The 25,874-nt window shown below is 61.4% G+C and carries 24 protein-coding genes and 3 tRNA genes; 16 read left to right on the forward strand and 11 right to left on the reverse strand.

All coding sequences use genetic code 11. The features are described 5' to 3' along the window. Positions 1–321: 321 nt before the first annotated feature. Both IB263_RS22400 and IB263_RS22405 read left to right on the forward strand, forming a co-directional pair. Complete coding sequence (locus tag IB263_RS22400; RefSeq protein WP_089045908.1) at positions 322–4,119, forward strand: vitamin B12-dependent ribonucleotide reductase; 3,798 nt, start codon at positions 322–324, stop codon at positions 4,117–4,119. A gap of 127 nt (positions 4,120–4,246) precedes the next feature. Further along, complete coding sequence (locus IB263_RS22405; RefSeq protein ID WP_192439027.1) at positions 4,247–4,675, forward strand: N-acetyltransferase; 429 nt, start codon at positions 4,247–4,249, stop codon at positions 4,673–4,675. A 137-nt stretch (positions 4,676–4,812) separates the two neighbouring features. On the opposite strand, the gene IB263_RS22410 is transcribed toward IB263_RS22405, so the two are convergent. Beyond that, a complete protein-coding gene (locus IB263_RS22410; protein ID WP_192439028.1) occupies positions 4,813–7,161 on the reverse strand; it encodes an ethanolamine ammonia-lyase in 2,349 nt (782 codons plus the stop codon). A 161-nt stretch (positions 7,162–7,322) separates the two neighbouring features. Beyond that, complete coding sequence (gene adhP / locus IB263_RS22415) at positions 7,323–8,348, reverse strand: alcohol dehydrogenase AdhP (protein ID WP_034791206.1); 1,026 nt, start codon at positions 8,346–8,348, stop codon at positions 7,323–7,325. Positions 8,349–8,725: 377 nt separating this feature from the next. On the opposite strand from adhP, the gene IB263_RS22420 reads away from it, so the two are divergent. Beyond that, positions 8,726–8,801 (forward strand) — tRNA-Ala (locus IB263_RS22420). 153 nt (positions 8,802–8,954) lie between these two features. Here IB263_RS22420 and IB263_RS22425 read toward each other — a convergent pair. Together IB263_RS22425 and IB263_RS22430 are read right to left on the reverse strand one after the other, a co-directional pair. After that, positions 8,955–9,548 (reverse strand): hypothetical protein, encoded by a 594-nt coding sequence (locus IB263_RS22425; protein ID WP_060582150.1) that lies wholly within the window; start codon positions 9,546–9,548, stop codon positions 8,955–8,957. 127 nt (positions 9,549–9,675) lie between these two features. After that, on the reverse strand, positions 9,676–10,293 hold the full coding sequence (locus tag IB263_RS22430; protein ID WP_060539237.1) for a hypothetical protein: 618 nt from the start codon (positions 10,291–10,293) through the stop codon (positions 9,676–9,678). Positions 10,294–10,631: 338 nt separating this feature from the next. Between IB263_RS22430 and IB263_RS22435 the strand changes: the two genes are divergently transcribed. Together IB263_RS22435 and lexA are read left to right on the forward strand one after the other, a co-directional pair. Further along, positions 10,632–10,928, forward strand: a complete 297-nt coding sequence (locus tag IB263_RS22435) for a hypothetical protein (protein ID WP_034791202.1) — start codon at positions 10,632–10,634, stop codon at positions 10,926–10,928. 236 nt (positions 10,929–11,164) lie between these two features. Further along, entirely contained in the window at positions 11,165–11,887 is a 723-nt protein-coding gene (gene lexA, locus IB263_RS22440) for a transcriptional repressor LexA (protein ID WP_034791199.1), read from the forward strand. Between the two features lie 88 nt (positions 11,888–11,975). On the opposite strand, the gene IB263_RS22445 is transcribed toward lexA, so the two are convergent. The 4 genes from IB263_RS22445 to IB263_RS22460 form a co-directional block, all read right to left on the reverse strand. Next, complete coding sequence (locus IB263_RS22445) at positions 11,976–12,317, reverse strand: hypothetical protein (RefSeq protein ID WP_371814182.1); 342 nt, start codon at positions 12,315–12,317, stop codon at positions 11,976–11,978. Between the two features lie 200 nt (positions 12,318–12,517). Then, positions 12,518–12,591: transfer RNA gene (locus tag IB263_RS22450), tRNA-Cys, on the reverse strand. Between the two features lie 152 nt (positions 12,592–12,743). After that, a complete protein-coding gene (locus tag IB263_RS22455; protein WP_063894943.1) occupies positions 12,744–13,478 on the reverse strand; it encodes a thermonuclease family protein in 735 nt (244 codons plus the stop codon). A 211-nt stretch (positions 13,479–13,689) separates the two neighbouring features. Then, positions 13,690–13,983, reverse strand: a complete 294-nt coding sequence (locus IB263_RS22460) for a hypothetical protein (RefSeq protein WP_034791391.1) — start codon at positions 13,981–13,983, stop codon at positions 13,690–13,692. Positions 13,984–14,142: 159 nt separating this feature from the next. On the opposite strand from IB263_RS22460, the gene IB263_RS22465 reads away from it, so the two are divergent. The 5 genes from IB263_RS22465 to IB263_RS22485 all read left to right on the forward strand — a co-directional run bounded on the left by IB263_RS22465 (position 14,143) and on the right by IB263_RS22485 (position 17,881). Next, positions 14,143–14,217 (forward strand) — tRNA-Asn (locus IB263_RS22465). Between the two features lie 98 nt (positions 14,218–14,315). Continuing rightward, positions 14,316–15,779, forward strand: coding sequence for a deoxyribodipyrimidine photo-lyase (locus IB263_RS22470; protein ID WP_192439030.1), 1,464 nt, complete (start codon positions 14,316–14,318; stop codon positions 15,777–15,779). A gap of 85 nt (positions 15,780–15,864) precedes the next feature. Next, positions 15,865–17,118, forward strand: coding sequence for a cyclopropane-fatty-acyl-phospholipid synthase family protein (locus IB263_RS22475; protein WP_192439031.1), 1,254 nt, complete (start codon positions 15,865–15,867; stop codon positions 17,116–17,118). 78 nt (positions 17,119–17,196) lie between these two features. Further along, a complete protein-coding gene (locus IB263_RS22480; protein WP_060517105.1) occupies positions 17,197–17,568 on the forward strand; it encodes an SMR family transporter in 372 nt (123 codons plus the stop codon). Continuing rightward, positions 17,555–17,881 carry an SMR family transporter gene (locus IB263_RS22485; protein ID WP_034791131.1) on the forward strand — a complete coding sequence of 109 codons (327 nt, stop codon included), beginning with the start codon at positions 17,555–17,557 and terminating at the stop codon, positions 17,879–17,881. The genes IB263_RS22480 and IB263_RS22485 overlap by 14 nt, the downstream gene beginning before the upstream one ends. Here the strand turns inward: IB263_RS22485 and IB263_RS22490 are convergent. After that, positions 17,869–18,711, reverse strand: coding sequence for an SDR family NAD(P)-dependent oxidoreductase (locus tag IB263_RS22490; RefSeq protein WP_192439032.1), 843 nt, complete (start codon positions 18,709–18,711; stop codon positions 17,869–17,871). The genes IB263_RS22485 and IB263_RS22490 overlap by 13 nt on opposite strands. 304 nt (positions 18,712–19,015) lie before the next feature. On the opposite strand from IB263_RS22490, the gene IB263_RS22495 reads away from it, so the two are divergent. The 5 genes from IB263_RS22495 (at position 19,016) to IB263_RS22510 (ending at position 22,812) form a co-directional block, all read left to right on the forward strand. Continuing rightward, a complete protein-coding gene (locus IB263_RS22495; protein WP_192439033.1) occupies positions 19,016–20,056 on the forward strand; it encodes a cysteine synthase A in 1,041 nt (346 codons plus the stop codon). A gap of 7 nt (positions 20,057–20,063) precedes the next feature. After that, a complete protein-coding gene (locus tag IB263_RS22500) occupies positions 20,064–20,813 on the forward strand; it encodes an alanyl-tRNA editing protein (protein WP_192439034.1) in 750 nt (249 codons plus the stop codon). 16 nt (positions 20,814–20,829) lie between these two features. Next, positions 20,830–21,684, forward strand: coding sequence for a 3-mercaptopyruvate sulfurtransferase (sseA, locus tag IB263_RS34185; protein WP_371814183.1), 855 nt, complete (start codon positions 20,830–20,832; stop codon positions 21,682–21,684). 4 nt (positions 21,685–21,688) lie between these two features. Beyond that, complete coding sequence (locus IB263_RS34190; protein ID WP_034791121.1) at positions 21,689–22,252, forward strand: GNAT family N-acetyltransferase; 564 nt, start codon at positions 21,689–21,691, stop codon at positions 22,250–22,252. 92 nt (positions 22,253–22,344) lie between these two features. Continuing rightward, positions 22,345–22,812: a DUF1203 domain-containing protein gene (locus IB263_RS22510; protein ID WP_113554150.1), complete on the forward strand. Its 468-nt coding sequence runs from the start codon at positions 22,345–22,347 to the stop codon at positions 22,810–22,812. A gap of 52 nt (positions 22,813–22,864) precedes the next feature. Here IB263_RS22510 and ald read toward each other — a convergent pair whose 3' ends face one another. Then, positions 22,865–23,983 carry an alanine dehydrogenase gene (gene ald, locus IB263_RS22515; RefSeq protein WP_034791117.1) on the reverse strand — a complete coding sequence of 373 codons (1,119 nt, stop codon included), beginning with the start codon at positions 23,981–23,983 and terminating at the stop codon, positions 22,865–22,867. 155 nt (positions 23,984–24,138) lie between these two features. Here ald and IB263_RS22520 point away from each other — a divergent pair, with 155 nt between their 5' ends. Next, the gene (locus IB263_RS22520) at positions 24,139–24,600 is read left to right on the forward strand and encodes an Lrp/AsnC family transcriptional regulator (RefSeq protein WP_034791115.1); all 462 of its coding nucleotides are present in this window, start codon (positions 24,139–24,141) and stop codon (positions 24,598–24,600) included. Positions 24,601–24,614: 14 nt separating this feature from the next. Here IB263_RS22520 and IB263_RS22525 read toward each other — a convergent pair whose 3' ends face one another. Continuing rightward, positions 24,615–25,862, reverse strand: a complete 1,248-nt coding sequence (locus tag IB263_RS22525; RefSeq protein WP_034791114.1) for a diguanylate cyclase — start codon at positions 25,860–25,862, stop codon at positions 24,615–24,617. Between the last annotated feature and the right edge of the window lie 12 nt (positions 25,863–25,874).

The following is a 25,874-nucleotide window of genomic DNA, read 5'->3' on the forward strand; positions in this document are numbered from 1 at the left end:
GGACCGGATTGTTCAAGTCCCGGTTCCTCTCCCCAAATCGGCGGTTCTGAAAGGCGGCAGTCATGGATTTCACCATGGGGTCGCCCTGAGGATTTCTGTGCGATTTTTCGGGTCCACCGGGGCAATATTTGGCTGGCATCAAGAAGTTGTTGATACTATATTTAGTATTTGCAGACAGCCTATCTCACAAGATACAGGGTCACCCAGTTATGGGTTTCTCTCCAAGGACGGAAGCTGAGACTGGCTGCGGGATGCCCTCGCGGCCGGGCGGGGACAATTGCGCCTGTGGCGGGCGCTAGGCAACACGAAGGACCAGGGACAATGAAGATCGAACGTCGTTTCACAAAAGCCGGGCAATCCGCCTATGCGGAGATCGAATTCCGCAAGGCTACGAGTGAAATCAAGAACCCCGATGGTTCGATCGTTTTCCGCCTTGCCGATATCGACGTGCCGGCTCAGTTCAGCCAGGTTGCCGCCGACATTCTCGCCCAGAAGTATTTCCGCAAGGCCGGCGTTCCCGCCAAGATGAAGCGCGTCGAGGAGAACGATGTCCCCTCCTTCCTCTGGCGCGCGGTTCCCGACACGGATGCGCTGAAGGCGCTGCCGAAGGATGAGCAGTACGGTTCCGAAACCGATGCCCGTCAGGTCTTCGATCGCCTGGCCGGCACCTGGGCCTATTGGGGCTGGAAGGGCGGCTACTTCGACACCGAGGAAGACGCTTCGGCCTTCCAGGACGAACTTGCCTACATGCTCGCCACCCAGCGCGTCGCGCCGAACTCGCCGCAATGGTTCAACACAGGCCTCCACTGGGCCTACGGCATCGACGGCCCCGGCCAGGGCCACTTCTATGTCGACCCCTTTACCGGCAAGCTGACCAAGTCCAAGTCGGCCTATGAGCATCCGCAACCGCATGCCTGCTTCATCCAGTCGGTCGGTGACGATCTCGTCAACGAAGGCGGCATCATGGATCTCTGGGTGCGTGAAGCGCGCCTGTTCAAGTACGGTTCTGGCACCGGCTCCAACTTCTCTTATCTGCGCAGCGAAGGCGAAAAGCTCTCGGGCGGCGGCAAGTCCTCCGGCCTGATGTCGTTCCTGAAGATCGGCGACCGTGCTGCCGGTGCCATCAAGTCGGGCGGCACCACCCGCCGCGCCGCCAAGATGGTCGTCGTCGACATCGACCATCCGGATATCGAGGAATACATCAACTGGAAGGTCAAGGAAGAGCAGAAGGTTGCCGCCCTCGTCACCGGTTCCAAGGTCGTCGCCAAGCATCTGAAGGCGATCATGAAGGCCTGCGTCAACTGCGAAGGCACCGACGACGCCTGCTATGACCCGAAGCAGAACCCGGCGCTGAAGCGCGAGATCCGCGCGGCCAAGCAGGCGCTGGTTCCGGAAAACTACGTCCAGCGCGTTATCCAGTTCGCGAAGCAAGGCTACAAGGACCTTGAGTTCAAGACCTACGACACCGACTGGGATTCGGAAGCCTACCTCACGGTTTCGGGCCAGAACTCCAACAACTCGGTCTCGATCAAGGACGACTTCCTGCGCGCCGTCGAAGCCGATGGCGACTGGCACCTGACCGCCCGCAAGGACGGCCGCGTCATGAAGACGCTGAAGGCACGCGACCTCTGGGAATCGATCTCCTACGCCGCCTGGGCGTCGGCCGATCCGGGCCTGCACTTCAACACGACCATGAACGACTGGCACACGAGCCCCGCTGCCGGCCCGATCCGCGCATCGAACCCGTGCTCGGAATACATGTTCCTCGACGACACCGCCTGCAACCTCGCCTCCCTGAACCTGATGATGTTCAAGGATGCGGCGACCAAGCGCATCAACATCGCAGACTACGAGCACGCCGTCCGCCTGTGGACGATCGTTCTCGAAGTCTCGGTCATGATGGCGCAGTTCCCGTCCCGCGAGATTGCCGAGCTTTCCTACGAATACCGCACGCTCGGCCTTGGCTACGCCAACATCGGCGGCCTCTTGATGTCCTCGGGCATTCCCTATGACTCGACCGAAGGCCGCGCCATCGCCGGTGCGCTGACGGCGATCATGACCGGTGTCTCCTATGCCACCTCGGCCGAGATGGCCGAAAAGCTCGGTCCGTTCCCGGGCTTTGCGCCAAACCGCGACAACATGCTGCGCGTCATCCGCAACCATCGCCGCGCCGCCTATGGCGAGACGACCGGTTACGAAGCGCTTTCGGTCAACCCGGTCGCGCTCATCCATGCCGACAATCCGGACCAGGACCTCGTCATCCACGCCATGAGCGCCTGGGACAAGGCACTGGAACTCGGCGAAAAGCACGGCTATCGCAACGCCCAGGCAACGGTTATCGCGCCGACCGGCACGATCGGCCTCGTCATGGACTGCGACACGACCGGCATCGAGCCTGACTTCGCGCTGGTCAAGTTCAAGAAGCTCGCCGGCGGCGGCTACTTCAAGATCATCAACCGCGCCGTTCCGGAAGCGCTGCGCTCTCTCGGCTACAGCGAAAGCCAGATCGCCGAAATCGAAGCTTACGCAGTCGGTCACGGCAACCTGAACCAGGCTCCGGCGATCAACCCGTCGACGCTGAAGGCCAAGGGCTTCACCGACGAGAAGGTGGAAGCCGTCAACGCCGCCCTGAAGTCCGCTTTCGACATCAAGTTCGTCTTCAACCAGTGGACGCTCGGCGCCGACTTCCTCAAGGGCACGCTGAAGGTCTCCGACGAACAGCTCGCTGCGATGGACTTCAACCTGCTCGACCACATGGGCTTCTCCAAGAAGGACATCGAAGCGGCGAACATTCACGTCTGCGGCGCGATGACACTCGAAGGTGCACCGTTCCTGAAGAACGAGCACCTGCCCGTCTTCGATTGCGCCAACCCCTGCGGCAAGATCGGCAAGCGTTATCTCTCGGTCGAAAGCCACATCCGCATGATGGCGGCCGCCCAGCCGTTCATCTCGGGCGCGATCTCCAAGACGATCAACATGCCGAACGAGGCGACCGTCGAGGACTGCAAGAACGCCTACATGCTTTCGTGGAAGCTGGCGCTGAAGGCAAACGCGCTCTACCGTGACGGCTCCAAGCTGTCGCAGCCGCTGAACGCCTCGCTGATCGAGGACGACAAGGACGAGGATGCGCTGGAGGATCTGATCCAGGCGCCCGCCGCCGCCCAGGCCGTCACCATCACCGAGAAGATCGTCGAGCGCGTCATCGAGAAGGTGATCCGCGCCCGCGAAAAGCTGCCGAACCGCCGCCAGGGCTACACCCAGAAGGCCGTCGTCGGTGGTCACAAGGTGTATCTGCGCACCGGCGAATTCGGTGACGGCCGCCTCGGCGAGATCTTCATCGACATGCACAAGGAAGGGGCCGCCTTCCGTGCGATGATGAACAACTTTGCCATCGCCATCTCGCTCGGCCTGCAGTACGGCGTGCCGCTCGAAGAATATGTGGAGGCCTTCACTTTCACCAAGTTCGAGCCGGCCGGCATGGTCCAGGGCAACGACGCGATCAAGAACGCGACGTCGATCCTCGACTACGTCTTCCGCGAACTGGCGGTTTCCTATCTCGGCCGTCACGACCTCGCCCATGTCGACACCTCCGACTTCGGCAACACCGCGCTCGGCAAGGGCATTCAGGAAGGCAAGACCAACCTGATCTCGACCGGCTGGACCCGCGGCTACAAGCCGACGATCGTCGGCGGCACCGGTGACCGGGCCTCCAGCGAGCCGAAGGGCTCGTCGACGGCAGCCCCTGCCCGCGCCTCCTCTGGCGCAACCGTGACGGCGATCGCCGGAAACACGGTGCGCAAGATCGAGACGACGACGGCGATCGCAACGTCCGAAATCGTCGCCTTCAAGCGCGACTATGAAGAGCGCGCTGCGGAACTGGCAGAAGAGATCGCCGACGAAGTCGAGCAGGAAGTAACCGCCCTCTTCTCCGACAAGGCGGCCGCCGAAGCGGCATCGGCCAAGTCGGACGCCAAGAAGGTGGAAGCTGAGCGCCGCGCCCGCTCGATCATGCAGGGCTACACCGGCAACATGTGCACCGAATGCCAAAACTTCACGATGGTGCGCAACGGTACCTGCGAGAAGTGCGACACCTGCGGCGCGACGAGCGGCTGCAGCTAAGCGGCCCGTCGTTGATGACGACGACGACCACCATCATTGCCAACCCGAGGTTTTCCTCGGGTTGGATTTCTCTAGAGAACAAAACGAGAATTTATAGACCGAACCGCCATTCGACCAAGTTCCCATCATGCTCACCCCGATCATAGCCATCCTTCTCGAAGACCCCAGTCAGAATGACCTCAGCGGCATCGTTGCGCCGCTGGATGCCTATAACGATGCCCATAGCGGCATGGTCGATCTGCCCGGTTTTGCAATCGTGCTTCGCGATCCGGAGACGAAAGTCGCGACGGGCGGGCTCTATGCGACGGATGGCTATGGCTGGGCCTTTATCCGTTACCTCGCCGTCCCTGATGAGTACCGCGGCCAGGGCCTTGGCCGGCGCCTTGTCGAAGAAGCGGAGAAGATCGCACGCCAGCGCGGCTATGTCGGCCTTTGGCTCGACACCTTCGAATTCCAGGCCAGGCCCTTTTATGAAAAACTCGGCTTCGAAGTTTTCGGCGAGCTTGAAGGCGGTGATGGGGCGATTGCGCGCTACTTTCTAAAGAAGCGATTCTGACGCCGGAAAGCCACGATCCGAAGAAGCAACCGCGATTTGGGGGCCCGAAAGCGAGAGTATGCGGCTGCCCCTGCGGTATACACGGCCCGACGCTTATTCCGGACGGACGCCCTTGTTGCCCTGTAGCGCGTTTGTGGTCACCCGAATCGCCGGCTGCCGTTTACGTCCTTGCCGATGATCTCCCGGATAATGGTCAGGGTTTCCTTCGCCGCCTCCTTGGGTGCGAGTGCGGTATCGGCGACGTTGCTTACCAGCTTCGTCATATCGTGATCGATATCCTTCTCAGCCCAACGCTTGCCCTTCGCAACGGTGATATAGACCGAGTAGGCGTGGTGCATGGTTCCGGGCCGCTCGCCGATGATGTGGAGAATTCCGCGAAACGTGTTGGGATCGGCGTCGGCAAACAGCATCTCGCCAATCCGGTAGCCGGCCCGCACTCTGCCGCTGGTGACCAGGATATTCTTGTCGCTCACCGACACGCCGGCATCGCCGAGCAGCCTGCGCATCTCCTCCAGATAGGGCGAAAGATGGCCGTCATCCATGATGGCCTTGGCGTTCAGACCATCTGAGATGACAATCTGGCCCTTGGGCATATCGCCTTTCCAGGACGTCCTGATCGCGTCAATCGCCCTGATTGAGTCCGGGCTCAGCGTTTCACCGGTCGTCGGATGCGCGATGTAGTCGTTCCGGTCCTTGGACAGGGTGCGAACCGGAACGACGCTGGGCACTGCCGCTATGAACTCCGGCGTAAGCTCGGCCCAAAGAGAGAGTTTGGCGTCGTCATAAAGACCCCTCACTTTCGTCGCGAGCGTCGGGTTGAGATCCCATATCTTCTCACCGTGGCCCGTGGCCAGGTCGACGCCTCTTGCCTCGACCTCCGTCATCATCCGCCTGCCCTCGGCGTAAACGGCGTCCTTGGAGCGCTTGTCCCCCTTGGCGAGGCGGTACTGATAATAGACCCAAAGAGGATCGCCGTATTTTGACGTGTAGCTGTTGTCCTTGCCGACAATTCCAAGGCGTTTGTAGAAATCCCACATCGCATCGTTGACCTTGAAGCCGAACTTATCCCTCACGCGTACGTGGTCCTGAAATGCGGTCGTGAGATAGCTCAACATCGGGTCGTTCTTGGTCGGCAGAGCAATCAGATAGGCCGGATTGGCCGGCATGATCTGATCCTGGCACCAATCCAGATCGTCCAGGCTGACGGTCATGTGCAGGGTCGTACATATATCGAGACCGATGGTCAGCCCATGGAGCTTGCCCATGACCATGTCCTCGAGGCAGCACCGAACGAGTTGTTCTCGGCTCTTGAAGACCTCCGGCCCAATGAAGCCGGCGACGTCGTTGACATGCAGCCATGCGCCTTTCGGCTGCACTTTCGCAAGCTCCATGCCGACAGCCCGGCTGAACCCGTACTTCCGGGACTCAAGCACCATCATGTCGACGCCGTTTGCCGCGCCGTTGGTGAATTCCGAGCCCTGTCCGGTTTCGAAGTAAAGGCCGTACCGCTCCCCTGCCTTGGCGCGCGCATATTTCAGGATCTTCTCATTGGTGATGTCGAAGATCTTGTTGCAATCATCCGTACCGGCAAGGCTCTGGAACACGGTGGAAACTGTGCCGGGGAAGTCTTCGCTTACCTCACCTTGGACGTCGATGTGAGCGAGCACGCACCACGGAATGACGTCGACCAGCTTGAACGTATCCACGATGTCCTTGAGCGCCCGCTCCACCGTGACGACGCTGTCGACGGTGCTGTCCACCGGGTTGGTGCCGATGACGATGTCGCCGGTCGCATAGGAAAACGCATCGAAGACCTGCCACATGATGTCGTCGGGGTGGTCGGTCGGCGAATTCGGCTGGATACGTGCGCCCATGTATCCCTTGGCGCCCAACTTGGTGCCGGGCATGACATTGAAAATCTTCTGGCTGACGGTGATCAACTCTTCATTGCTCATCAGCTTCGGCACGCAGCCGATGGTATCGCTGGTCAGGCCATACATGACGCCTTTGATCTCATCTTCCGATTTGGTCAGAAGAAACTCCTTCAGCTGGCCCATCGTCCAGTCTTTCAGCTTTTCTTGTTGAGCCCTGTCGGTGGTCTGCCAAATCAGTCGTTGCAGATCGTCCTCAAACAGCGGGTGCTGATCGAGGTCTGTGATTTTCGTTCTTGCCAGGAGGGCTCGGGCGTTCGTTCGGGACGTATCATTTTCCGCAGCCACGGCGATCGTCTGGTCTCCTTCCTTGAACGCATTCGCGCATCCCAGAACCTGCCGATAGGTCGTCTCGTCAAAGCCGCCCTTGATCCTGCTGATATAGGCAAAGACGTCCTCATCCCGCTTCACGTCGTTGATCACGAGGTTGCTTGGGCCTGGCGCGGCACGGGCAGCATGACTGTAGGCTGTTAGCGTGGCCGCCGCAGTTCCCGCCACCAGCAGGAGATCGCGCCTGGACAGTGCATGCTGGTCTGAGAACATGCCTTTGCTCATTGCCATTTCCTTTCTGCAAAAGGTCTATCGGCATCTCGCCCGACGGCCCTCTGGTGACCGGCGATCTAAGGAAGGCGCATAAGAGTAAATGCTCGACACGTGTCGCTTGGGCATCGACACGGACCCGGCGAGCCTCGACCAGCCGGGCCTGTCAAAGTCGATTACTGCAGGCTCATCACGATGCGACCGTCGATCTTCCCGGCTTCCATGCGGCGGAAGATCTCGTTGATATTCTCGAGACTATCCCACGAGAAATGCGGCGCGACTTTGCCTTCAGCGGCGAACTGGAGCGACTCTTCCAGGTCCTGGCGGGTGCCGACGATCGATCCACGCACGGTGATGCGCTTAAGAACAGTCTCAAAGACCGGCACCGAGATCATACCTGGGGGCAGGCCGACGAGCGCCATGGTGCCGCGCGAACGCAGGAAACCGAACGCCTGTTCCATCGCAGCGGGCGAGACTGCAGTCACAAGCGCTCCATGCACGCCGCCGGTGGCCTTGATCACCTGCTCGACCGCATCCTTGGCCTTGCCGTTGACTGTCAGGTCGGCGCCCAATTGCTTTGCAAGTGCCAGCTTGTCGTCGAAGATGTCCGCCGCGACGACATGCATGCCCATCGCCTTTGCGTACTGCACGGCCATGTGGCCAAGCCCCCCGATGCCGGAGATGGCAACCCATTCACCGGGACGGACTTCCGTTTCCTTCAACCCCTTGTAAACGGTGACCCCGGCACACAGAACCGGCGCGGCAGGACCGAACTCCAGCCCATTGGGCAGGCTGCCGACGAAATCAGGATCCGCCAGGCCATATTCGGCGAACGTCCCGTTGACCGAGTATCCCGTGTTCGACTGGGCCGCACACAACGTCTCCCAACCGGTGCGGCAATGCGGACAGTAGCCGCAGGCGCTGTGAAGCCAGGGAACGCCGACCCTGTCGCCCTCTTTCACTCTTTTGACACCGGCGCCGACCGCCGAGACATAGCCGACCCCCTCGTGCCCGGGAATGAACGGTGGGCTGGGCTTCACCGGCCAGTCGCCATTTGCAGCATGGAGATCGGTATGGCAAACGCCCGTTGCTTCGTACTTCACGAGGATCTGTCCCGGCTGCGGCGTGGGCACCGCCACTTCTTCGATCGTCAGGGGCGCGCCGAATTGCCGAACGACGGCTGCCTTCATCGCCTGAGCCATTTGCCAATCCTCCTCCAATCGCCGGGCCACGGAGAGGTTTCTTATGGGAACAGTGGGCCGGCAGGGGCCTATCTCACATACGAAAATCGTGTAATTGGCTCGAGCATCATGGCGCTCACAGCCAGTGCCCGGACGTCATTTCCTGCTTGGCGTATACCGCCAACACTTCAACGTGGTTCACGTAGCGCCATCGTCAGGTTGCAGCGTAAACCCGCCGGCAGAGTTCGACAATGGGTGGAGTGCAGAAGCGGTTCAGAGACCGACCGCCTTCGGCGCCCGGCCGGATCGAACAACGCATATCGTGCAACGGCGTTCGAGCGGGCGCGCTGGCGCGCGTATTGACAGGATCGGCGCCGGTCGTGTTGACTGAATGCTACGGGGCCGTAGCTCAGTTGGGAGAGCGCCGCAATCGCACTGCGGAGGTCGAGGGTTCGACTCCCTTCGGCTCCACCAAAACGATCAGAAGGTGCCCGGTTGCCGAGGTATCGGAACAGCGGCTGATTTGTCATCAGCAGATCGCCAGTTCGAGTCTCTCTGGGGACACCACCATGCTAAGCCACCGTCCGGCCTTCGCGAAACGCTGCCCGATCCCGTGGCCACCTGTTTTCAGAGGCTGAACGGATCCCGCGCCGATCGCTTCTCGCTCGGTGCACTGAACGGGTCGGCTTTCTTCTCCTTGGACTTGCGGCCCTCGTCGGCGATGATCTCGTCGACCGCCCGCTGGCATTTCATCAGCTCGTCGGCCGCCGGGCCGGTGCCGCGCAGGCTGAGATTTGCGATGACGCGATCTTCAAACGCGATGGCCAAGGCCCGCTTGCGCACGAAGCCCGTCAGGAACTCGGCGTCGGTGACGTTCACGAACAGAAACTTTCCGCTCGCATCACCGGCGGCGGTCGCCGAGGCGCTCCAGGGATCGGTCTTGTCGAAGCGGAAGGTCAGGTCGTACTCTTTGCCGACCTCGAGCGACCTCCAGTCGTCGCTGGCGAAGCTCATATAGAGCGGCGACTCGGAGCCCTTGGGATAGAACCCAAGGCGCAAGGTGACCCCGCCGTCGAATACCGACGAGATGAAGCAGGAGCCCTCCATCGAGGTGTCGGATGCAACGGTCCAGCCGTCGACATCCTTCCACTTGATGATTTCGGACTCCTCAGCCGCGGCCGATCCCGCGGCGATCAGACAGCTTACCAATCCGACCAGCAATCTACGCATGCAAAACCCCCGTTTGCCCGCATTTTGATAGGTCCCCCCGTCACTGTCGAGGGTGCCTAGCCGATCCCAGGCAATATTTTAGGAATATTCACCTCTCTGCGGCAAGCGGACGCGCCCATCACATGGCGAAAGGATCTTTCGACGACTTGGTCTGGCCGCCGCCGGCAAAGGGATCGTTGTTCGGCGCATTGCCACCGGCGCCCGCAAAGGGATCGTTCGCCGCTCCCTGACCGCCATTCGGGATCAAGGCGCTCACCGCCTCCTGGCACTTGAACATCTCGCTTACCGCCTTCATCGAATCACGCAGGCTGAGGCTCGCGACGACGCGCCCCTCGAAGGCCAGCGCCAAGGTGTTTTTGCGAACGAATTCGGTAAAGAAGTCGGTGTTGGAAAAGTTGACGACAAGGGCCTTGGCTCCGGTCAGATCAACACCGAACGCAACGGCCGGCCACTGACGACCACGGTCGAGCTGCAAGGCAACATCGTATTCCCGCTGCGGCTCGATGGATTTCCATTCGGCATTGCCGATCGAAAGAAACGCCAGGTTCGTCGATCCCCGCGGATAAAAGCCGATACGAAGGATAGCGCCGGCGTCATAGCTCGTCGCCGCGTAACACGAGCCTCCCAGGGAAGGATCGGATCCCACCGTCCAGGCGTTGATCCGTTTCCAGATATTCGAACGCCCTTCTTCAGCAGACGCCGCTCCAGCCGTGAGCAACAGGCCGAGCACCACCAACGACAATCTATGCATGCAACCACCCCACTTTCCACGCAAAGTTATCTTTTTTTAGAGGCCTGTCGAGACGGTGAAGGCCCTTCCCCGCAGGGATTTTTGCGCGCCCCAGGCCCGATGCGAAAGCTGGCAGCTCCGATGCATTCTCCGCGCCGGTCCATAAAGAACGGCCGAGACGAGGTTGAGATGGAGCGGCTGGCGCAAATCAGCCACAGCCTGCGGGCAAAGAGCTGTTGAACAAGGCAGAGTGATCGCCATGCTTGCTGGACTTCGGAACGAAAGCGCGGTTCACATCGTTTACCACCCCGTAGTCCCACCCCTTCATCAAGTGGACGATCACCGTGCTTGCCGCCCTGCTTCTCGCTTCGATAGTCGCATCGCCCAATATGCCTGACGTCAAGCTCAGTGCCGCGACGGTGGATGAACTCCAGACCGATTTCGAACGGGCCGTGCCGTGCCATCAGATCGATGGACGCAATGTTTGGAAGGGCGCGCTCGCGTTCTACATCCAGTCCTTCGTTTATGACGGCGATACGCCCGTTGCGACCGATGCGGCCGACGCAGTGCTTCCGGAAGACAACAGCGCCGAAACGGTGAAGGAGTTCGAAGACGCCTGCTCGGCCTCGCAAGCGACTTAAGTCTCTCCGCGAAGAGAGCCGCGATTCGTTCGAATCACGCGCGCGACCGGCCTGCCCGGCGCTGTTTTGGGACGCAACCGTCGCCGAAAACCGCCCCGCTCCCGCAAAAGTGACCAATCGCCCCCCACAGAAGCAGCCAATTGCCTGAATTCACGGAATTTTAGGCACTTGCGGAACACATATGGAACAGATAGTGTCTGTTCTTGATTTGTTTCACGCCTCTGGAGCGACGTGCCATGCTGACCCGCAAGCAACAGGAATTGCTTCTGTTCATCCACGAACGCATGAAGGAGTCGGGCGTACCGCCGTCTTTCGATGAAATGAAGGACGCGCTCGACCTGGCGTCGAAGTCCGGCATTCACCGTTTGATCACGGCGCTCGAAGAGCGCGGGTTCATTCGCCGGTTGCCGAACCGGGCGCGCGCGCTCGAAGTCATCAAGCTTCCGGAAGCCTACGCCGCCGGCCAGCAACAGCCGCGCAGAGGCTTCTCGCCGAGCGTGATCGAGGGCAGCCTCGGAAAGCCGCCGGCCGCCGCTCCTGCCACGCCGAAGCCGGCGCCGGTCGCCGAAAGCACGTCTGTTTCCGTCCCGGTGATGGGGCGCATCGCTGCCGGCGTGCCGATCTCGGCGATCCAGAACAACACCCATGACATTACCGTTCCGCTCGACATGATCGGCAGCGGCGAGCATTACGCCCTCGAAGTAAAGGGCGATTCGATGATCGAGGCCGGCATCTTCGATGGCGACACGGTGATCATCCGCAACGGCAACTCGGCCAATCCCGGCGACATCATCGTGGCGCTCGTGGACGACGAGGAAGCGACGCTGAAGCGCTTCCGTCGCAAGGGCGCGTCGATTGCACTCGAAGCGGCCAACCCCGCCTACGAGACGCGCATTTTCGGACCGGATCGCGTGAAGATCCAGGGCAAGCTCGTCGGGCTGATCCGCCGCTACCATTGAATTCCAGGCAGAACGCCGAATCAAAAGAGCCTCGCCACAGAAAGTGGCGAGGCTCTTTCCATTTAAGGCGACCTGAAATCCAGATCGCTTATTCGTGGATCGTGTATTCGCCGAGTTCGCAGAGATCCTGCGTGTCCTCGGTCGTATCGAGGGCCGAGCCTTCCTCGAATTCGAATCGCATGTCGTATTTGCAGACGTCCCGCCCGTCGGATATGGTGATCTCCATGCTCTCGCCGGGGTTCAGGACCTGCCGACCGAAAACATCGTCTTCCCATTCATTGACGCCGACCGGCGACGTATAGAAATTCGTCAGTACCGCGCCGGTGTTGTTCTTCAGCTGGAAAACCAGGTCGTCCGCGCGCGCCTCCATAGCGGTCGCCGCAAAACACGCCAACGCCGTCAGGATCAGTCTCTTTTTCATTGATGCCATTGCCTCCGTTCTTAATGTTGACGGACGCTACCGATGCGGTTGATCTCAGCGGAGTCATCGTTCCCCCTCTACCGAATTCACCGAAGCGATAAGATCCGACGGAGGCATAGGAGACGTGGCTTGCGCGGACGTGGGGTCGCGAATTTTACCGCGCTGCCCTAAGGCAGAACGCCAAACCAAATTTAACGAGGTGAGATTATTGGAGGCCTCGCCCGGAATTGAACCGGGGTACAAGGATTTGCAGTCCTCTGCGTCACCACTCCGCCACGAGGCCTCACAGCTCGGATAACCAAGCGTTGGCGCGGATTTAGAATGATTGCAGAAAAACCGCAAGAGGCATTTTCTGAAAAACGCGCCGTCGAATTGCAGGACGGATACTTTCCACAGAACGATCGACGATGTCCGCCGATCGTCTCCCAGCTGATCTCAGCACCAGGGCGTCGGGCGCCCTTCCCACGGCCGCACGAGCCCCTCGGAAACGAGTACACGTCCAAGAGATTGGTCACCGCGTGTGACCAGGCGCAGTTTCTCGCCGGCCTTGGCATCTGATCGCCCTCCCGCCGAGATCAGCCTGAAGTCGCCAGCATTCAGCAATTCGCGCAGGCGCTGCTTGGCGTAGAAGCCGCGCGAACGCTCCTTGTCGCAGCTTGCCTGGCGGATTCGCGGTGCATCGACATCGGCGACGCGGATCGTCTCGCCATGGAAGACGAAGGTCGCGCCATCGATCACGCAGTTGTCGTTGCGAATGCCGCAAAAATAGAACTGATCGGTACGGATGGATGCCGTCTTCACCTCTTCATTCGGCCGCACGAGAGGGGTTGGCGGCGTGACGCCGACATTCACCGACGGCACCGGGGCGGCCAGGACAACCTTCGTCGCCGGGTTGGGCTTCGGATTTGGTTTGTGCCTATCCGCCTGCTGCGCAACGCGCTCCTGCGCTTCAGGAACCGCGCGCTGAGGCTTCGGCTTCGTTTCCGATCGCGATGCAAAGGCCATGACATCCGAAACCACCGGCCAGTGCCGCAACTCGGCGCGATGGTCGTAGACCATGACGCCGCCAAGGGTGAGCGCTGCGGCCAGATACCACGGCGCCATGCCGCCCTGTTTGCTGGTGCTTCGGCCCGAACTGCGGCGTCGACGTTTCGTAGTGGCTTTGGCCATCGGTCCCCATCCTGATTCGAGACCGCATTATGCGTTTGATGGGTTGCCGAAAAGTTTTCGAGGGCACCCCAACAGAGCGGAAGACCGCGAGGAACCGGTCATTCGCCTGCGCGGCCACGGCCCTTGTTGAGAGATTCGGAATTGCTACGGGACGGCCAAAACTGCCGACCGCCCTGCCCTCGACAACAAGATCGTTAAATCGGCGTCCGCCTCAGGAGCCGTTCGACGAGTTGGCCTTCCCGCGCCAGCGCGCCCACCAGACGGCCAGACGACGACGGCGGCGGCGAACCGAGGGAATGTCGTGGGAAAGCACGATCAGGCCCAACGGTATCATCCAGAAGCCCAGCACGGGCAAGAAACCGAGAAAACCGCAGAACACCAGCAGCGAACCCAGCAGGATGCGCAGCAGCGGTGAGTCGGGCAGCGCGATACGCCATTTGCCCAGCACGATCTGTCGTGTTTGCGGATCAATGCCGAAATGCGTCTGCTTCCTGTTTTTATTCATCATTCCCTATCCGGCGTGTTTTCCCACAATTGGGGACTTCTCCACAGCCTCGCAACGGAACTTGTCATTTTTTTTGAAAAAAGCGCTTGGCAAATCAGAAAAGCATGCGTATTAGCAGCCTCACTTCTGAAGCGCACAGCACAACAGCGGCGCGGATGATCCCTGGTAGCTCAGCGGTAGAGCATTCGACTGTTAATCGACAGGTCGCCGGTTCGAATCCGGCCCGGGGAGCCACTTTCTAAAAGAGCCATTTGCAGCGATGCGAATGGCTCTTTTTCATTTTGCACCTATGTTCTCCAGGTGATCAATCCCCAACCTCCCGATGGTTCTTCATGACAAAGGCCGCGGCGCCGCCCATCATCGTCTGGTTCCGCAAGGATCTCCGCGTGGCCGACAATCGCGCCCTCTCGGCTGCCGCCGGCGAGGCAGCCGTCATTCCCCTCTATATTCGCGAACCCGCCGACAGCGGCAACGGTCCGCTCGGGGCGGCGCAGGCGTGGTGGCTGCACCATTCGCTCGAGGCCTTGGGCGCAAGTCTCGCGCGGCCCGCTTCTCGCCTCGTTCTTCGATCAGGCGCGCCGCTTGACGTGATTGTCGAGATTGCGCGCGCAAGCGGTGCGGAGCGCATCTACTGGAACCGGCGCTACGACCCGAACGGCATCGCCACGGATACCGCGCTCAAGAAGGCGCTGGCCGAGCGGGGAATCATCGCGGAGAGCTTTGCAGGACAATTGCTGCATGAGCCCACGCGGCTGCTGACGACGACGGGCGGCCCCTACCGCGTGTTCACGCCGTTCTGGCGCGCGCTCGAACTAAAAAACGAGCTGGCACCGCCGATCGACCGGCCGCACCATATCGCAGCCCCGGGAGCATGGCCGCGATCGGAACGCCTTGACGACTGGTCGCTGCTGCCGACGAAACCGGACTGGGCGGCGACATTCAGCGAGGTCTGGACGCCGGGCGAAGACGGTGCGGCCACCCGTCTCGAAGAATTCGTCGATGAGAAGCTCGACGCCTACAAACGCTGCCGCGACATTCCCGACGCGGATGGCACATCCCTGCTCTCGCCTCATCTCGCCTTTGGCGAAATTTCGCCTGCGCAGGCCTGGCATGCGGCAGCTGGGCGCCAGGCCGATAGCGGCGAAGGGGCGGCCACCTTCCGCAAGGAACTCGCCTGGCGCGAATTCTCCTATCATCTGCTGTTTCATTATCCGGAGCTTGGCCGCCGCAACCTCGACCGTCGATTCGACCGCTTCCATTGGCTGAACGACGAGGACGATTTCACCCGCTGGACCAGCGGGCTCACCGGATACCCGATCGTCGATGCCGGCATGCGCCAGCTATGGCGCCACGGCTACATGCACAATCGCGTTCGCATGATTGTCGCCTCCTTTCTCATCAAGGACCTGCTCGTCGACTGGCGCAAGGGAGAAGCCTGGTTCCGTGACACGCTGGTCGACGCGGATCCGGCCAACAATGCCGCAAGCTGGCAATGGGTCGCCGGATCGGGCGCGGACGCCGCACCGTTCTTCCGCATCTTCAACCCGCTCCTGCAAGGGGAGAAATTCGATCCCAACGGTCTCTATGTGAAGCGCTTCGTGCCAGAGCTGGAGCGCCTCCACCCGCGCTATGTCCATCGCCCCTTTGCAGCGCCCGCCACGACCCTTGCCGAAGCCGGCATCGAACTCGGCACGACCTACCCGAAACCGATCGTCGACCATGCCCTTGCCCGCGATCGGGCACTGGCAGCCTTCCGGCAGATCACAAGCGCAGCGGGACTCTCCGAGGATACGTAGAGCCTCCGGTAGAATTCCTCAGTTGGCGTCTCGCCCGATTGCGGCTAGGCTCACGTTACGGATGCAACAGCTGAGGGGGTGGTGTATGCGTAACCTGGAAGCCGATTTTGCTGCATTTGCCGGTGCGGTGGAGCTATCTTCCGAAAATCTGGCGACGGCCGTGCGGGAATTTCCGCTCAAGGCGCGCATGGTGCTTGGCGCCCTGGTGCACCTTCAAGTGGGAACGTTGATGCTTGCCACGCCAGACGGCCGCAGGCTGGTGATCAAAGGCGCCAGGGCCGGCCCCAGCGCCATCCTCAACCTCAACAACTGGAACCTGCCGCAGCGTGCTATCTCGGGCGGCACCATCGGGGCTGCGGAAAGCTACATCGACGGCGACTGGGACAGTCCCGATGTCGGCGCCTTTCTCGAACTGTTCCTCGTCAACGCCGAAATCGGCAGGAATTTTCCGAACCGTGCGCGCGGGCTCCTGCGCCTTTTCGACAAGTTCCTGCACTGGCGCAATGCCAACACCCACTCCGGCGCGCGCCGCAACATCTCGGCCCATTACGACCTCGGCAACGCCTTCTACAGCGAATGGCTGGATCCGAGCATGACCTATTCGTCTGCGCTTTATGCAACGGGCGCCAATGATCTTCGCTCAGCGCAGAAAGCCAAATACCGCGCGCTCGCGGAAGCGACGAACCTGCGCACCGGCGATCATGTGCTTGAGATCGGCTGCGGCTGGGGCGGCTTTGCCGAATTTGCGGCAACGGAAATCGGCTGCAAGGTCACCGGGCTGACGATCAGCCGCGAGCAACTGGCCTTCGCACGCGAACGCATGCAGCGTGCGGGCCTTGCCGACCGGGTCGAATTGAAGTTCCAGGACTATCGTGAAGAAAGGGGTACCTATGACCGCATCGTCTCGATCGAGATGTTCGAGGCCGTCGGCGAAAAATTCTGGGCAACCTATTTCTCGCAGCTGAAGCGGTGCCTGAAACCCGGGGGCAAGGCCGGACTGCAGATCATCACGATCAAGCCCGAATCCTACGAGGAGTATCGTTCCAATCCGGATTTCATCCAGAAATACGTCTTCCCGGGCGGCATGCTGCCAACGCGCGAGCATCTGGTCGAGCTTGGCCGCAATGTCGGCCTGCGGATGATCAACGACTTCGGCTTTGGCGTCGACTATGCCCGCACACTCGGCGAATGGCGGGAGCGGTTCTGGGCGGTCTGGAACAGGATCGAGCCGCTCGGCTTCGACCTGCGCTTCAAGCGGCTGTGGGAGTTCTACTTCTACTACTGCGAGGCCGGGTTCCGTGCCCGCAACATCGACGTCCGGCAGATCGTCTTCGAGTGAAGCGCACGGCGCGTCTTTACCGCGTCACCCGTAGCGCTTAAGAGGCGGTCGATCCAAGTTTCTGTTCAAAGGTACAGCATGCGTCTTGCATGGTTTTTCCTCGCGCTCGCCATCGCGACCGAAGTGGTGGGCCTGACGGTGATGAAGGCCGCTTCCGAAAGCGGCTCCTATCTCGGCCACATCGTCATGTATGTCTCGATCGCACTCTCCTACGTCTTCCTGGCAAAGGCGGTGAAGACGATATCGGTCGGCGTCGCCTATGCGATCTGGGAAGGTTCGGGCGTCGCCATCATCACCCTGGTTTCGGTTTTCGTCTTCGGCCATGTGCTGACCGGACGCGAAATGCTCGGGCTTTCGATGGCGATCGTCGGCATCCTGCTCGTCAATGCCGGCGAGTATCATGATGAGGACGAGGCAGCGCGTGAAGGAGCCGCCGATGAGCGCGCCTAGCATCTACTTCGTTCTCGCGGTCGTGGCCGGCATCCTCGATATTGCGGCCAACCTCGCCTCGACGAAATCGGAAGGGTTCGCCCGCCGCGGCTGGGGCATCCTTTCGATTCTGCTGGTGCTCGCCGCCTTTGCCTTCCTGGCGGAAGCCATCAAGGGCATGGAGCTCGCCATCGCCTATGCCGTACTTGGCGCAACCGGGATCTTCGGGACGGCCATTTGCGGCCGCTTCCTGTTCGGTCAGAAGCTGAAGCCGATCGGCTGGGTCGGACTGGCGCTCATCTTCGGCGCGGTGCTGGTGCTTCACACCGCCTGACGGGGACGACCGCCGGGTCCGGCGCGCTTCTGTCCTTCTATGGCCTCCGCCTTGCCGCGGGTCAGCCAGTTCAGCAGGCGGAAATAGAGGCTGTAGGGCAGCAGGTCCATGAGCTTCACCGCGTAGGCAAACCGGCGTGGGAAGGCAATTTCGAACCTTCGCGACTTCAGGCCGGCAACGATGCGCCTTGCCGCCTCTTCACTGTTCACCGGCGCCGGTCGCAGAAAGCGAATGCGCGCGGTCCCGGGCGTATCGACGAAGCCGGGGCTGATGATCTGCAGCCGGACGCCGAGCCGGTCGAGATCGAACTTCAGGCTTTCCGCCATATTGATCAGCGCGGCCTTGGTGGCGCCATAGGCGGCACTGGTCGGCAGTCCGCCGTAGCCGGCCACCGACGAGACGATGGCGATGTGTCCGTACCCCTGCGTCTTCATGTGGTCCACCGCCGGCAAGAGACAGTTGACGACGCCGTTGAGGTTGACGGCAAAGCTCTTCTCGAAGGCCTCGCGGTGAAGCTCGTCTCCGCGCACCGGCAGCGCGACCCCGGCGTTCAGCACCACGAGCGAAAGGTGCCCGTGATCATATTCGATCGCCGCCATCACCCGCTCCATGTCGGCAGGGTCGGTGACATCGCCGTCGAGCACGGTGATCCGCCCTTCGCTTGCTGCTTCATGCTGCAGGTCCACGAGCCTGTCGTGGTTTCTCGCCGTCACGACGACGGAATAGCCTTCCCGCACCAGCGCGAGCGCCAGTGCCCGCCCGGTTCCCGAGCTTGCGCCCGTCACCCAAGCCAGTTTCTGTTCCGATTTCGTAGATTGAATACTCATCACTCACTCCTCGGCACGCGCCGGGAAACACGTACGCATCTCCTTCTGTGGGCGAAAAATGACTTGCCCGGCCCTTCTTCGCGGCAGCGCTCCTTGCCGCCGGCTCTCGCAGTCCCTGGAGACGATTTTTGTTCGGGACACAGCGACGGCGAAACGCTATTTCTTGCCTGAAGTGCAGGCTGAGCCGAAAACACGCCAACATTTCGGCGGTCCCGGAACGTTGTCGATATTCGCTGGCCGCCGTTCGCTTTTACCTGGTACGTGCCGCCTTACCGCGGTGCCTGTCCTCAAACACGAGGTTCTGAAAATGGCCATTCTCCCGTCCGTGCTCGAAGCAATCGGAAACACGCCTCTGATCCGGCTGAAATCCGTATCCGACGCGACAGGCTGCACGATCCTCGGCAAGGCCGAGTTTCTGAACCCCGGACAATCGGTGAAGGACCGCGCGGCGCTCTGGATCATTCGCCTTGCGGAGCGCACCGGCCAGTTGCGGCCGGGCGGTGTCATCGTCGAAGGTACGGCCGGCAATACCGGCATCGGCCTGGCGCTGGTCGGCCAGGCGCTCGGCTACCGCACCGTCATCGTCATTCCGGAAACCCAGAGCCAGGAAAAGAAGGACGCCCTGCGGCTGCTCGGCGCCGAGCTGGTCGAAGTGCCGGCCGTTCCCTACAAGAACCCCAACAACTACGTGAAGATCTCCGGCCGCCTCGCCGAGCAACTGGCCAAGACCGAGCCAAACGGGGCGATCTGGGCCAACCAGTTCGACAACGTCGCCAACCGTGACGCCCATGTGGAGTCCACGGCGCCCGAGATCTGGCGCGACACGGACGGCAAGGTCGACGGCTTCATCTGCGCCGTCGGCTCCGGCGGCACGCTGGCCGGCGTCGCCCAGGGCCTCAGAGCCAAAAACCCCGCGGTCAAGATCGGCCTGGCGGACCCGCAAGGGGCGGCCCTCTACAATTTCTACGCCAATGGCGAACTGAAATCCGAAGGAAGCTCGATCACCGAGGGCATCGGCCAGGGCCGAATCACCGCCAATCTGGAAGGCTTCACACCCGACTTCTCGTACCAGATTCCCGATTCGGAAGCCGTGCCTTACGTCTTCGACCTGATCGAACGGGAAGGCATTTGCGTGGGTGGCTCGACGGGCATCAACATCGCCGGGGCCGTGCGGCTCGCCAAGGACCTCGGGCCGGGACATACGATCGTGACGATCCTGTGCGACTATGGTAACCGCTATCAGTCGAAGCTCTTCAACCCGGACTTCCTCGCCTCCAAGGGGCTGCCGGTGCCGACGTGGTTGAAGACGGCTTCCAACATTGCAGTGCCATACGAATCAGTTGGATAGGAATGCGATGACCAGGACCGTGACTGCCCTCTTCCGTGACGACTTCTACCTCTCGACATGTGAGGCCAGCGTCACCGGAATCCTCGAAGATGGCGGGATCGAGCTTGATCAGACCTGCTTCTATGCCACCTCCGGCGGCCAGCCTGGCGACACGGGTTTTCTGGAGCGCGCCGATGGCAGCCGCATCGACATCGCGGTCGCCCGCCATGGGGAGACCAAGGATATCATCATCCATGTGCCGGCCGAGGGCCAGCCGGCGCCCGAGATCGGCGAGAAGCTGGTTCTGCACATCGACTGGCCGCGCCGCTACCGGCTGATGCGCATGCACACGGCCTGCCATCTGCTTTCGGTCGTCTGCCCCTTCCCGATCACCGGAGCGTCGGTCGGCGAGGACGAGAGCCGTGTCGATTTCGACATGAACGAGACGATCGACCGGGACGAGGTCACAACAGCGCTGATGAAGCTCGTCGACGAAAACCACCCCGTTTACGTTCAGTGGATTACCGACGACGAGTTGGCCGCCAACCCCGGCATCGTCAAGTCGAAGAATGTTCGCCCGCCGATCGGCCTGGGGCGCGTCAGCCTTGTCTGCATCGGCGAGAACTCGGCGGTCGACAGCCAGCCCTGCGGCGGTACGCATGTGTCGGAGACGCAGGAAGTCGGCGCCATCCACATCGCCAAGATCGAGAAAAAGGGTAAGGAGAACCGCCGGTTCCGTATCCGCTTCGGCAGCGCCGAAGACCGCGCATCAGTTTGAGTAAGGAGTTGCGATCGTGACCAACAACAAGAGCGCCTTTGTCGTTTCCGCCGATTGGCTGCAGGAGCGCCTCGGCGATCCCTCGATCCGGATCCTGGACGCCTCGTGGTACCTGCCGGCACAGAAGCGCAACCCGAAGGCGGAATACGACGCCGGCCACATTCCCGGTGCTGTCTTCTTCGACCAGGACGCCATTGCCGACCATACGAGCGGCCTGCCGCATACGCTGCCTTCGCCGGAAGCCTTTGCTGAAGCCGTCGGCACGCTTGGCGTCAGCGAGACGGATACGATCGTCGTCTATGACGGCCCGGGCATCATGACGGCGCCGCGCGTCTGGTGGGAACTCCGCATCATGGGTGCCAAGAATGTCTATGTGCTCGATGGCGGCATGGACGGCTGGAACCGGGAAGGCCGACCCGTCAGCACGGATGTCCCCTCGCCCAAGCCGGCCACGTTCAAGCCGAGCTTTACGCCCACCGCCGTTACCTCCTTGGCCGGAATGAAGCAGATCGTCGCCGACGGCGCGATCCAGATCGCTGATGCCCGTGGCGCCCCGCGTTTTTATGGCGAGGAAGCCGAGCCGCGTGCCGGCCTTCGTTCCGGTCACATGCCCGGCGCCCACAGCCTTCCTTCCGGCGTCTTTTCGGAAAACGGGAAGCTCAAGGATCTTGAGAGCCTCCGCCAGACCTTCGCAGCGGCCGGCGTCGATCTTTCGGGGCCCGTGGTCACGACCTGCGGATCGGGCGTAACTGCCGCCATCATCACCCTGGCGCTACAGTCGCTCGGCCACACCGACAACACACTCTATGACGGGTCCTGGTCGGAATGGGGTGGCCGCACCGACACCGCCGTCGTCACAGGTCGCGAGTGACGCCATGCGCCCTCCGAAGCTCGCCTCACTGACGGCGCACGTCACCGAACTCGAAATGACCGCTCCGCCGAAGCAGAGCCTGCCGATGCCGGTCAATATCCAGACGGCGATCCTGCGCGTCTCCGACATTCCGCTCGGCTACTATCGGTTTCTCTATCTGCGCGTTGGACGTCGCTGGCACTGGACCGAACGGCTGCGGATGAGCGACGAGGATCTGGCAGCACTGCTTGGCGACAAGCGGAGGAGCGTGACGGTTCTTTACGTCAACGGCGCGCCGGCCGGATTCTTCGAACTGCATCAGGGCGACGACGATGTGGTCGAACTTGTGCATTTCGGGCTGATGGAACACGCACTCGGCCTCGGGCTCGGCAAATGGTTCCTGCTGCAGACGCTGTTTGCCGCCTGGGCGCTAAATCCGAGCAAGCTGAAGGTGACCACCAACAATCTCGATCATCCCCGCGCGCTGCAGCTCTATCAGCAATTCGGCTTCTCGCCAGTCGCGACCCGCGAGGCCACGGTCGAGCCTTTGACCGATGCCGAGCTTCTGAGCCTGGTGAAAAACCTCTGACGAACACCATCCGGCAAGTTCCGGGTGTCCCGATGGCTGCGGCCGGTGCACTCTCCTGATCGAACAATTCAAGCCGATCAAGGAGATACACCATGTCGCTGCGCTATATTCCGATGTCTGACGCGGAAGCCCGCCGGATGAGAGAGGGCGGGCTGGACGCCTATGGCAATGCGCCGGAGCAACAGATCTCCGATGGCGACGGCGTACCGTGCCGTCATTGCCTGGATTATGTCGAAGCTGGCGCGCCCTATTTGGTTTTCGCGCTTCGACCGTTTTCCTCATTGCAGCCTTATGCGGAAACCGGCCCGGTGTTCATGCACGCCGAGGCGTGCCCGGCGCATGATGGCGAAACACTGCCGCCGATCCTGAGCTCGCGTGACAGCTATCTCCTGCGCGGCTACGGCCCTGACGAACGGATCGTCTATGGGACCGGTGACGTCATCACCAGGGAGCAGCTTGAAACTCGAGCGAATGAACTGCTGGCACGATCCGACATTTCAGCCGTCCATGTGCGCTCGACCAAGTACAACTGCTACCAGTGCCGGATCGTCACCGCCTGACGCCTTCGTGGCAACCGGCCCGGCATCGCTGCCGGGCCGCTGGATCATTCCGTCAGGCGACGTTCAGCACCGCCTCCGGCGCATAGGCATCATAGCCGAGCGCTTCGGCGACAGGCGCGTTGGTGACGCGACCGCGGTGCACGTTGAGGCCGGCGCGCAGATGCCGGTCTTCGGCAATCGCTTTCAGGCCCTTGTCGGCGAGCTGCAGACCATAATGCAGTGTCGCGTTGTTGAGCGCATGCGCCGAGGTCACCGGCACGGCACCCGGCATGTTCGCAACGCAGTAATGCACGATGCCGTCGACTTCATAGGTCGGATCGGAATGGGTCGTGGCATGCGAGGTTTCGAAGCAGCCGCCTTGGTCGATGGCGACATCGACGATGACGGCCCCCTTCTTCATGCCGGTCAGCATTTCGCGGGTCACAAGCTTTGGTGCTGCTGCCCCCGGGATGAGCACGGCGCCGATGACAAGATCGGCTGAAAACACTTCCTCTTCCAGCGCGTCGATGGTCGAATAGCGCGTGTGCACGCGACCGGCAAAGAGATCGTCGAGCTGGCGCAGCCGCGGGATCGAGCGATCGATGATGCTGACGTCAGCGCCAAGACCCGCCGCCATGCGGGCGGCATGCAGGCCGACGACACCGCCGCCGATGACGGTCACCTTGGCCGGCAGCACGCCCGGCACGCCGCCGAGCAGGATGCCGCGGCCGCCATTGGCCTTTTGCAGCGAGGTCGCACCGGCCTGGATCGCCAAGCGCCCGGCAACTTCCGACATCGGCGCAAGCAGCGGAAGGCCTCCGCGATCGTCGGTGACGGTTTCATAGGCAATCGCCGTGACGCCGGAATTCAACAGGCCCTTGGTCTGTTCCGGATCGGGAGCAAGATGCAGATAGGTATAGAGAATTTGGCCTTCGCGCAGCTGCGCCCATTCGGAGGGCTGCGGCTCCTTGACCTTGACGATCATGTCCGACTTTTCGAACACGTCCTTCGCCGTCGCGACGATTTTCGCGCCAGCGGCACGGTACGCATCGTCGTCCGCGCCGATCCCTGCCCCGGCCTTGGTCTCCACGATTACCTCGTGGCCATGGGCAACATATTCACGCACCGAGCCGGGCGTCAGGCCGACACGATATTCATGGTTTTTGATTTCCTTCGGGCAACCGACACGCATCCTTGCGTTCCTCTCCTGTTGGGCTTTGCGCCGCTTTTGATGAGGCATTCAGCAAAACACGCCGACAATCGAATGTCCTTGCAAAGACGAAAGCCAACGCGCATTGATTTCGAAGAATGTTGCGACAATGGGCGCAGGATTGAGGGAAATCACGAATGAGCGAACTTGATGCCATCGATCATGCGATTCTGCGCATTCTTCAGCAGAACGGCCGGATCTCGAATGCCGACCTCGCAGCGAAGGTCGGACTCTCTCCGTCCGCCTGTTCTCGGCGCGTCGACATCCTGGAAAAATCGGGAACGATCGCCGGATACCATGCGCGGATCGCCCACAAGGCGCTCGACTACCAGATCATGGTCATCGTGCATATTTCGCTCTCGGGGCAGTTCGCAAAGACGCTCGCCGAATTCGAGGCAGCGGTAAAGCTCTGTCCGAACGTGCTTGTCTGCTACCTGATGTCGGGAGAATATGACTACATCCTGCGGGTCGCGGCCAAGGATCTGCAAGACTACGAACGCATTCACCGTGACTGGCTTTCGGCCTTGCCCCATGTGGTGAAGATCAATTCCAGCTTCTCGCTGCGCGAAATCATCGATCGGCCGAATGTCGGCATCTGAAAGCGGCCGAAAACCTATCGGCCGACGACGCAATTGCGGCCGCGTCCCTTGGCGGCGTAGAGCCTCAGATCGGCCTGCGCCAGTAAATCCTCGACAGAGACCCCATCGGCAGGCGTCGAAGAAAGCCCGATACTCGCCGTAACCGAGCGCCCGTCCGGCGTCGCAATCTGATCTGAGATCGCAATCCGGATCTCCTCGGCGCGGCGCAGCGCATCGGCATGCATCATTGCCGGACACAGGATCACGAATTCCTCGCCGCCATAGCGAAACAGCCGGTCGACCGGGCGCAATTTCGACTTCACCGTTTCCACCAGACGCTGCAACACACGGTCCCCTTCCAGGTGGCCAAATCGATCGTTCACACCCTTGAAGTGGTCGACGTCGATGATCATCAGCGTCACGGCTGCGTTTTCGGCGCTCGCGGCGCGCAGCATTGCCGGTGCCTCGGCCTCGAACCGGCTGCGGTCGAGCGAGCCCGTCAGCGTGTCCTGCCCGGAGCGCGACAAGAGGTCCTCGTAGCGCTCACGGAAGGTCAGCGTGTTGAAGATGTCGCCAAGCGGCCGGTCCGACATGGCAAGCGACGGGTGGCGCGAGAGGTTAAGATAAAGGCCGACGGCAATGGCATAGAAGGGTGCTGCCAGCATTTTCGCCATCCAGCCGCCCCAGAAGACCTCGGCCGGGGCGCCGTTCCACCAGCGCAGCGCCGCATAGAAGGCGGCCTGATCGAAGGTGAGCACCACGAAACCGCAGATGAGGAAACGGACGGTCACGAAGTGACGCAACCACCGCCCGAGGCGCTCGTAGAGCAGGATGATCATCAGCGCATCGAAGTAGAGGATCGTCGTTCCCCAGACCATCAGCCACCCCATCTCGTCGATGAAGGCGAGGTCGGCGGAGCGCTCCGCGACGATCGACACCGTATCGTGCTGCCGCAGCAGAAGGCTGAGCGCCACCGTCAGGAAATTGCCGGCGAGCAGGCCATAGATCGGCTGGCGCACCGTTGCTGCGTCCTCCTTCACATAGAGGAGGAGGATCATCATCAGCTTGCCGGAAAACAGGACGGCCGATCCGGGAGAAATCACGCCGAACGGCAGTTGCACATAGAAGACCGCAGCGAGATAGGTTTCGATGAAGTGCATGACGCCGAGGGCGGCGACAAAGACCCCGAGACCCAATCGGGCACGAAGGTGCAAAAGCCCGATCATCGCCGTGACGTAGACCAGTGCCTCGCCGACGAAGAGAATAAGGTTGGCGTTTGGCATGTGCTTGAGAAG

It is taken from the genome of Ensifer sp. ENS03, from assembly GCF_014852035.1.
GTDB classification, from domain to species: domain Bacteria; phylum Pseudomonadota; class Alphaproteobacteria; order Rhizobiales; family Rhizobiaceae; genus Ensifer; species Ensifer adhaerens.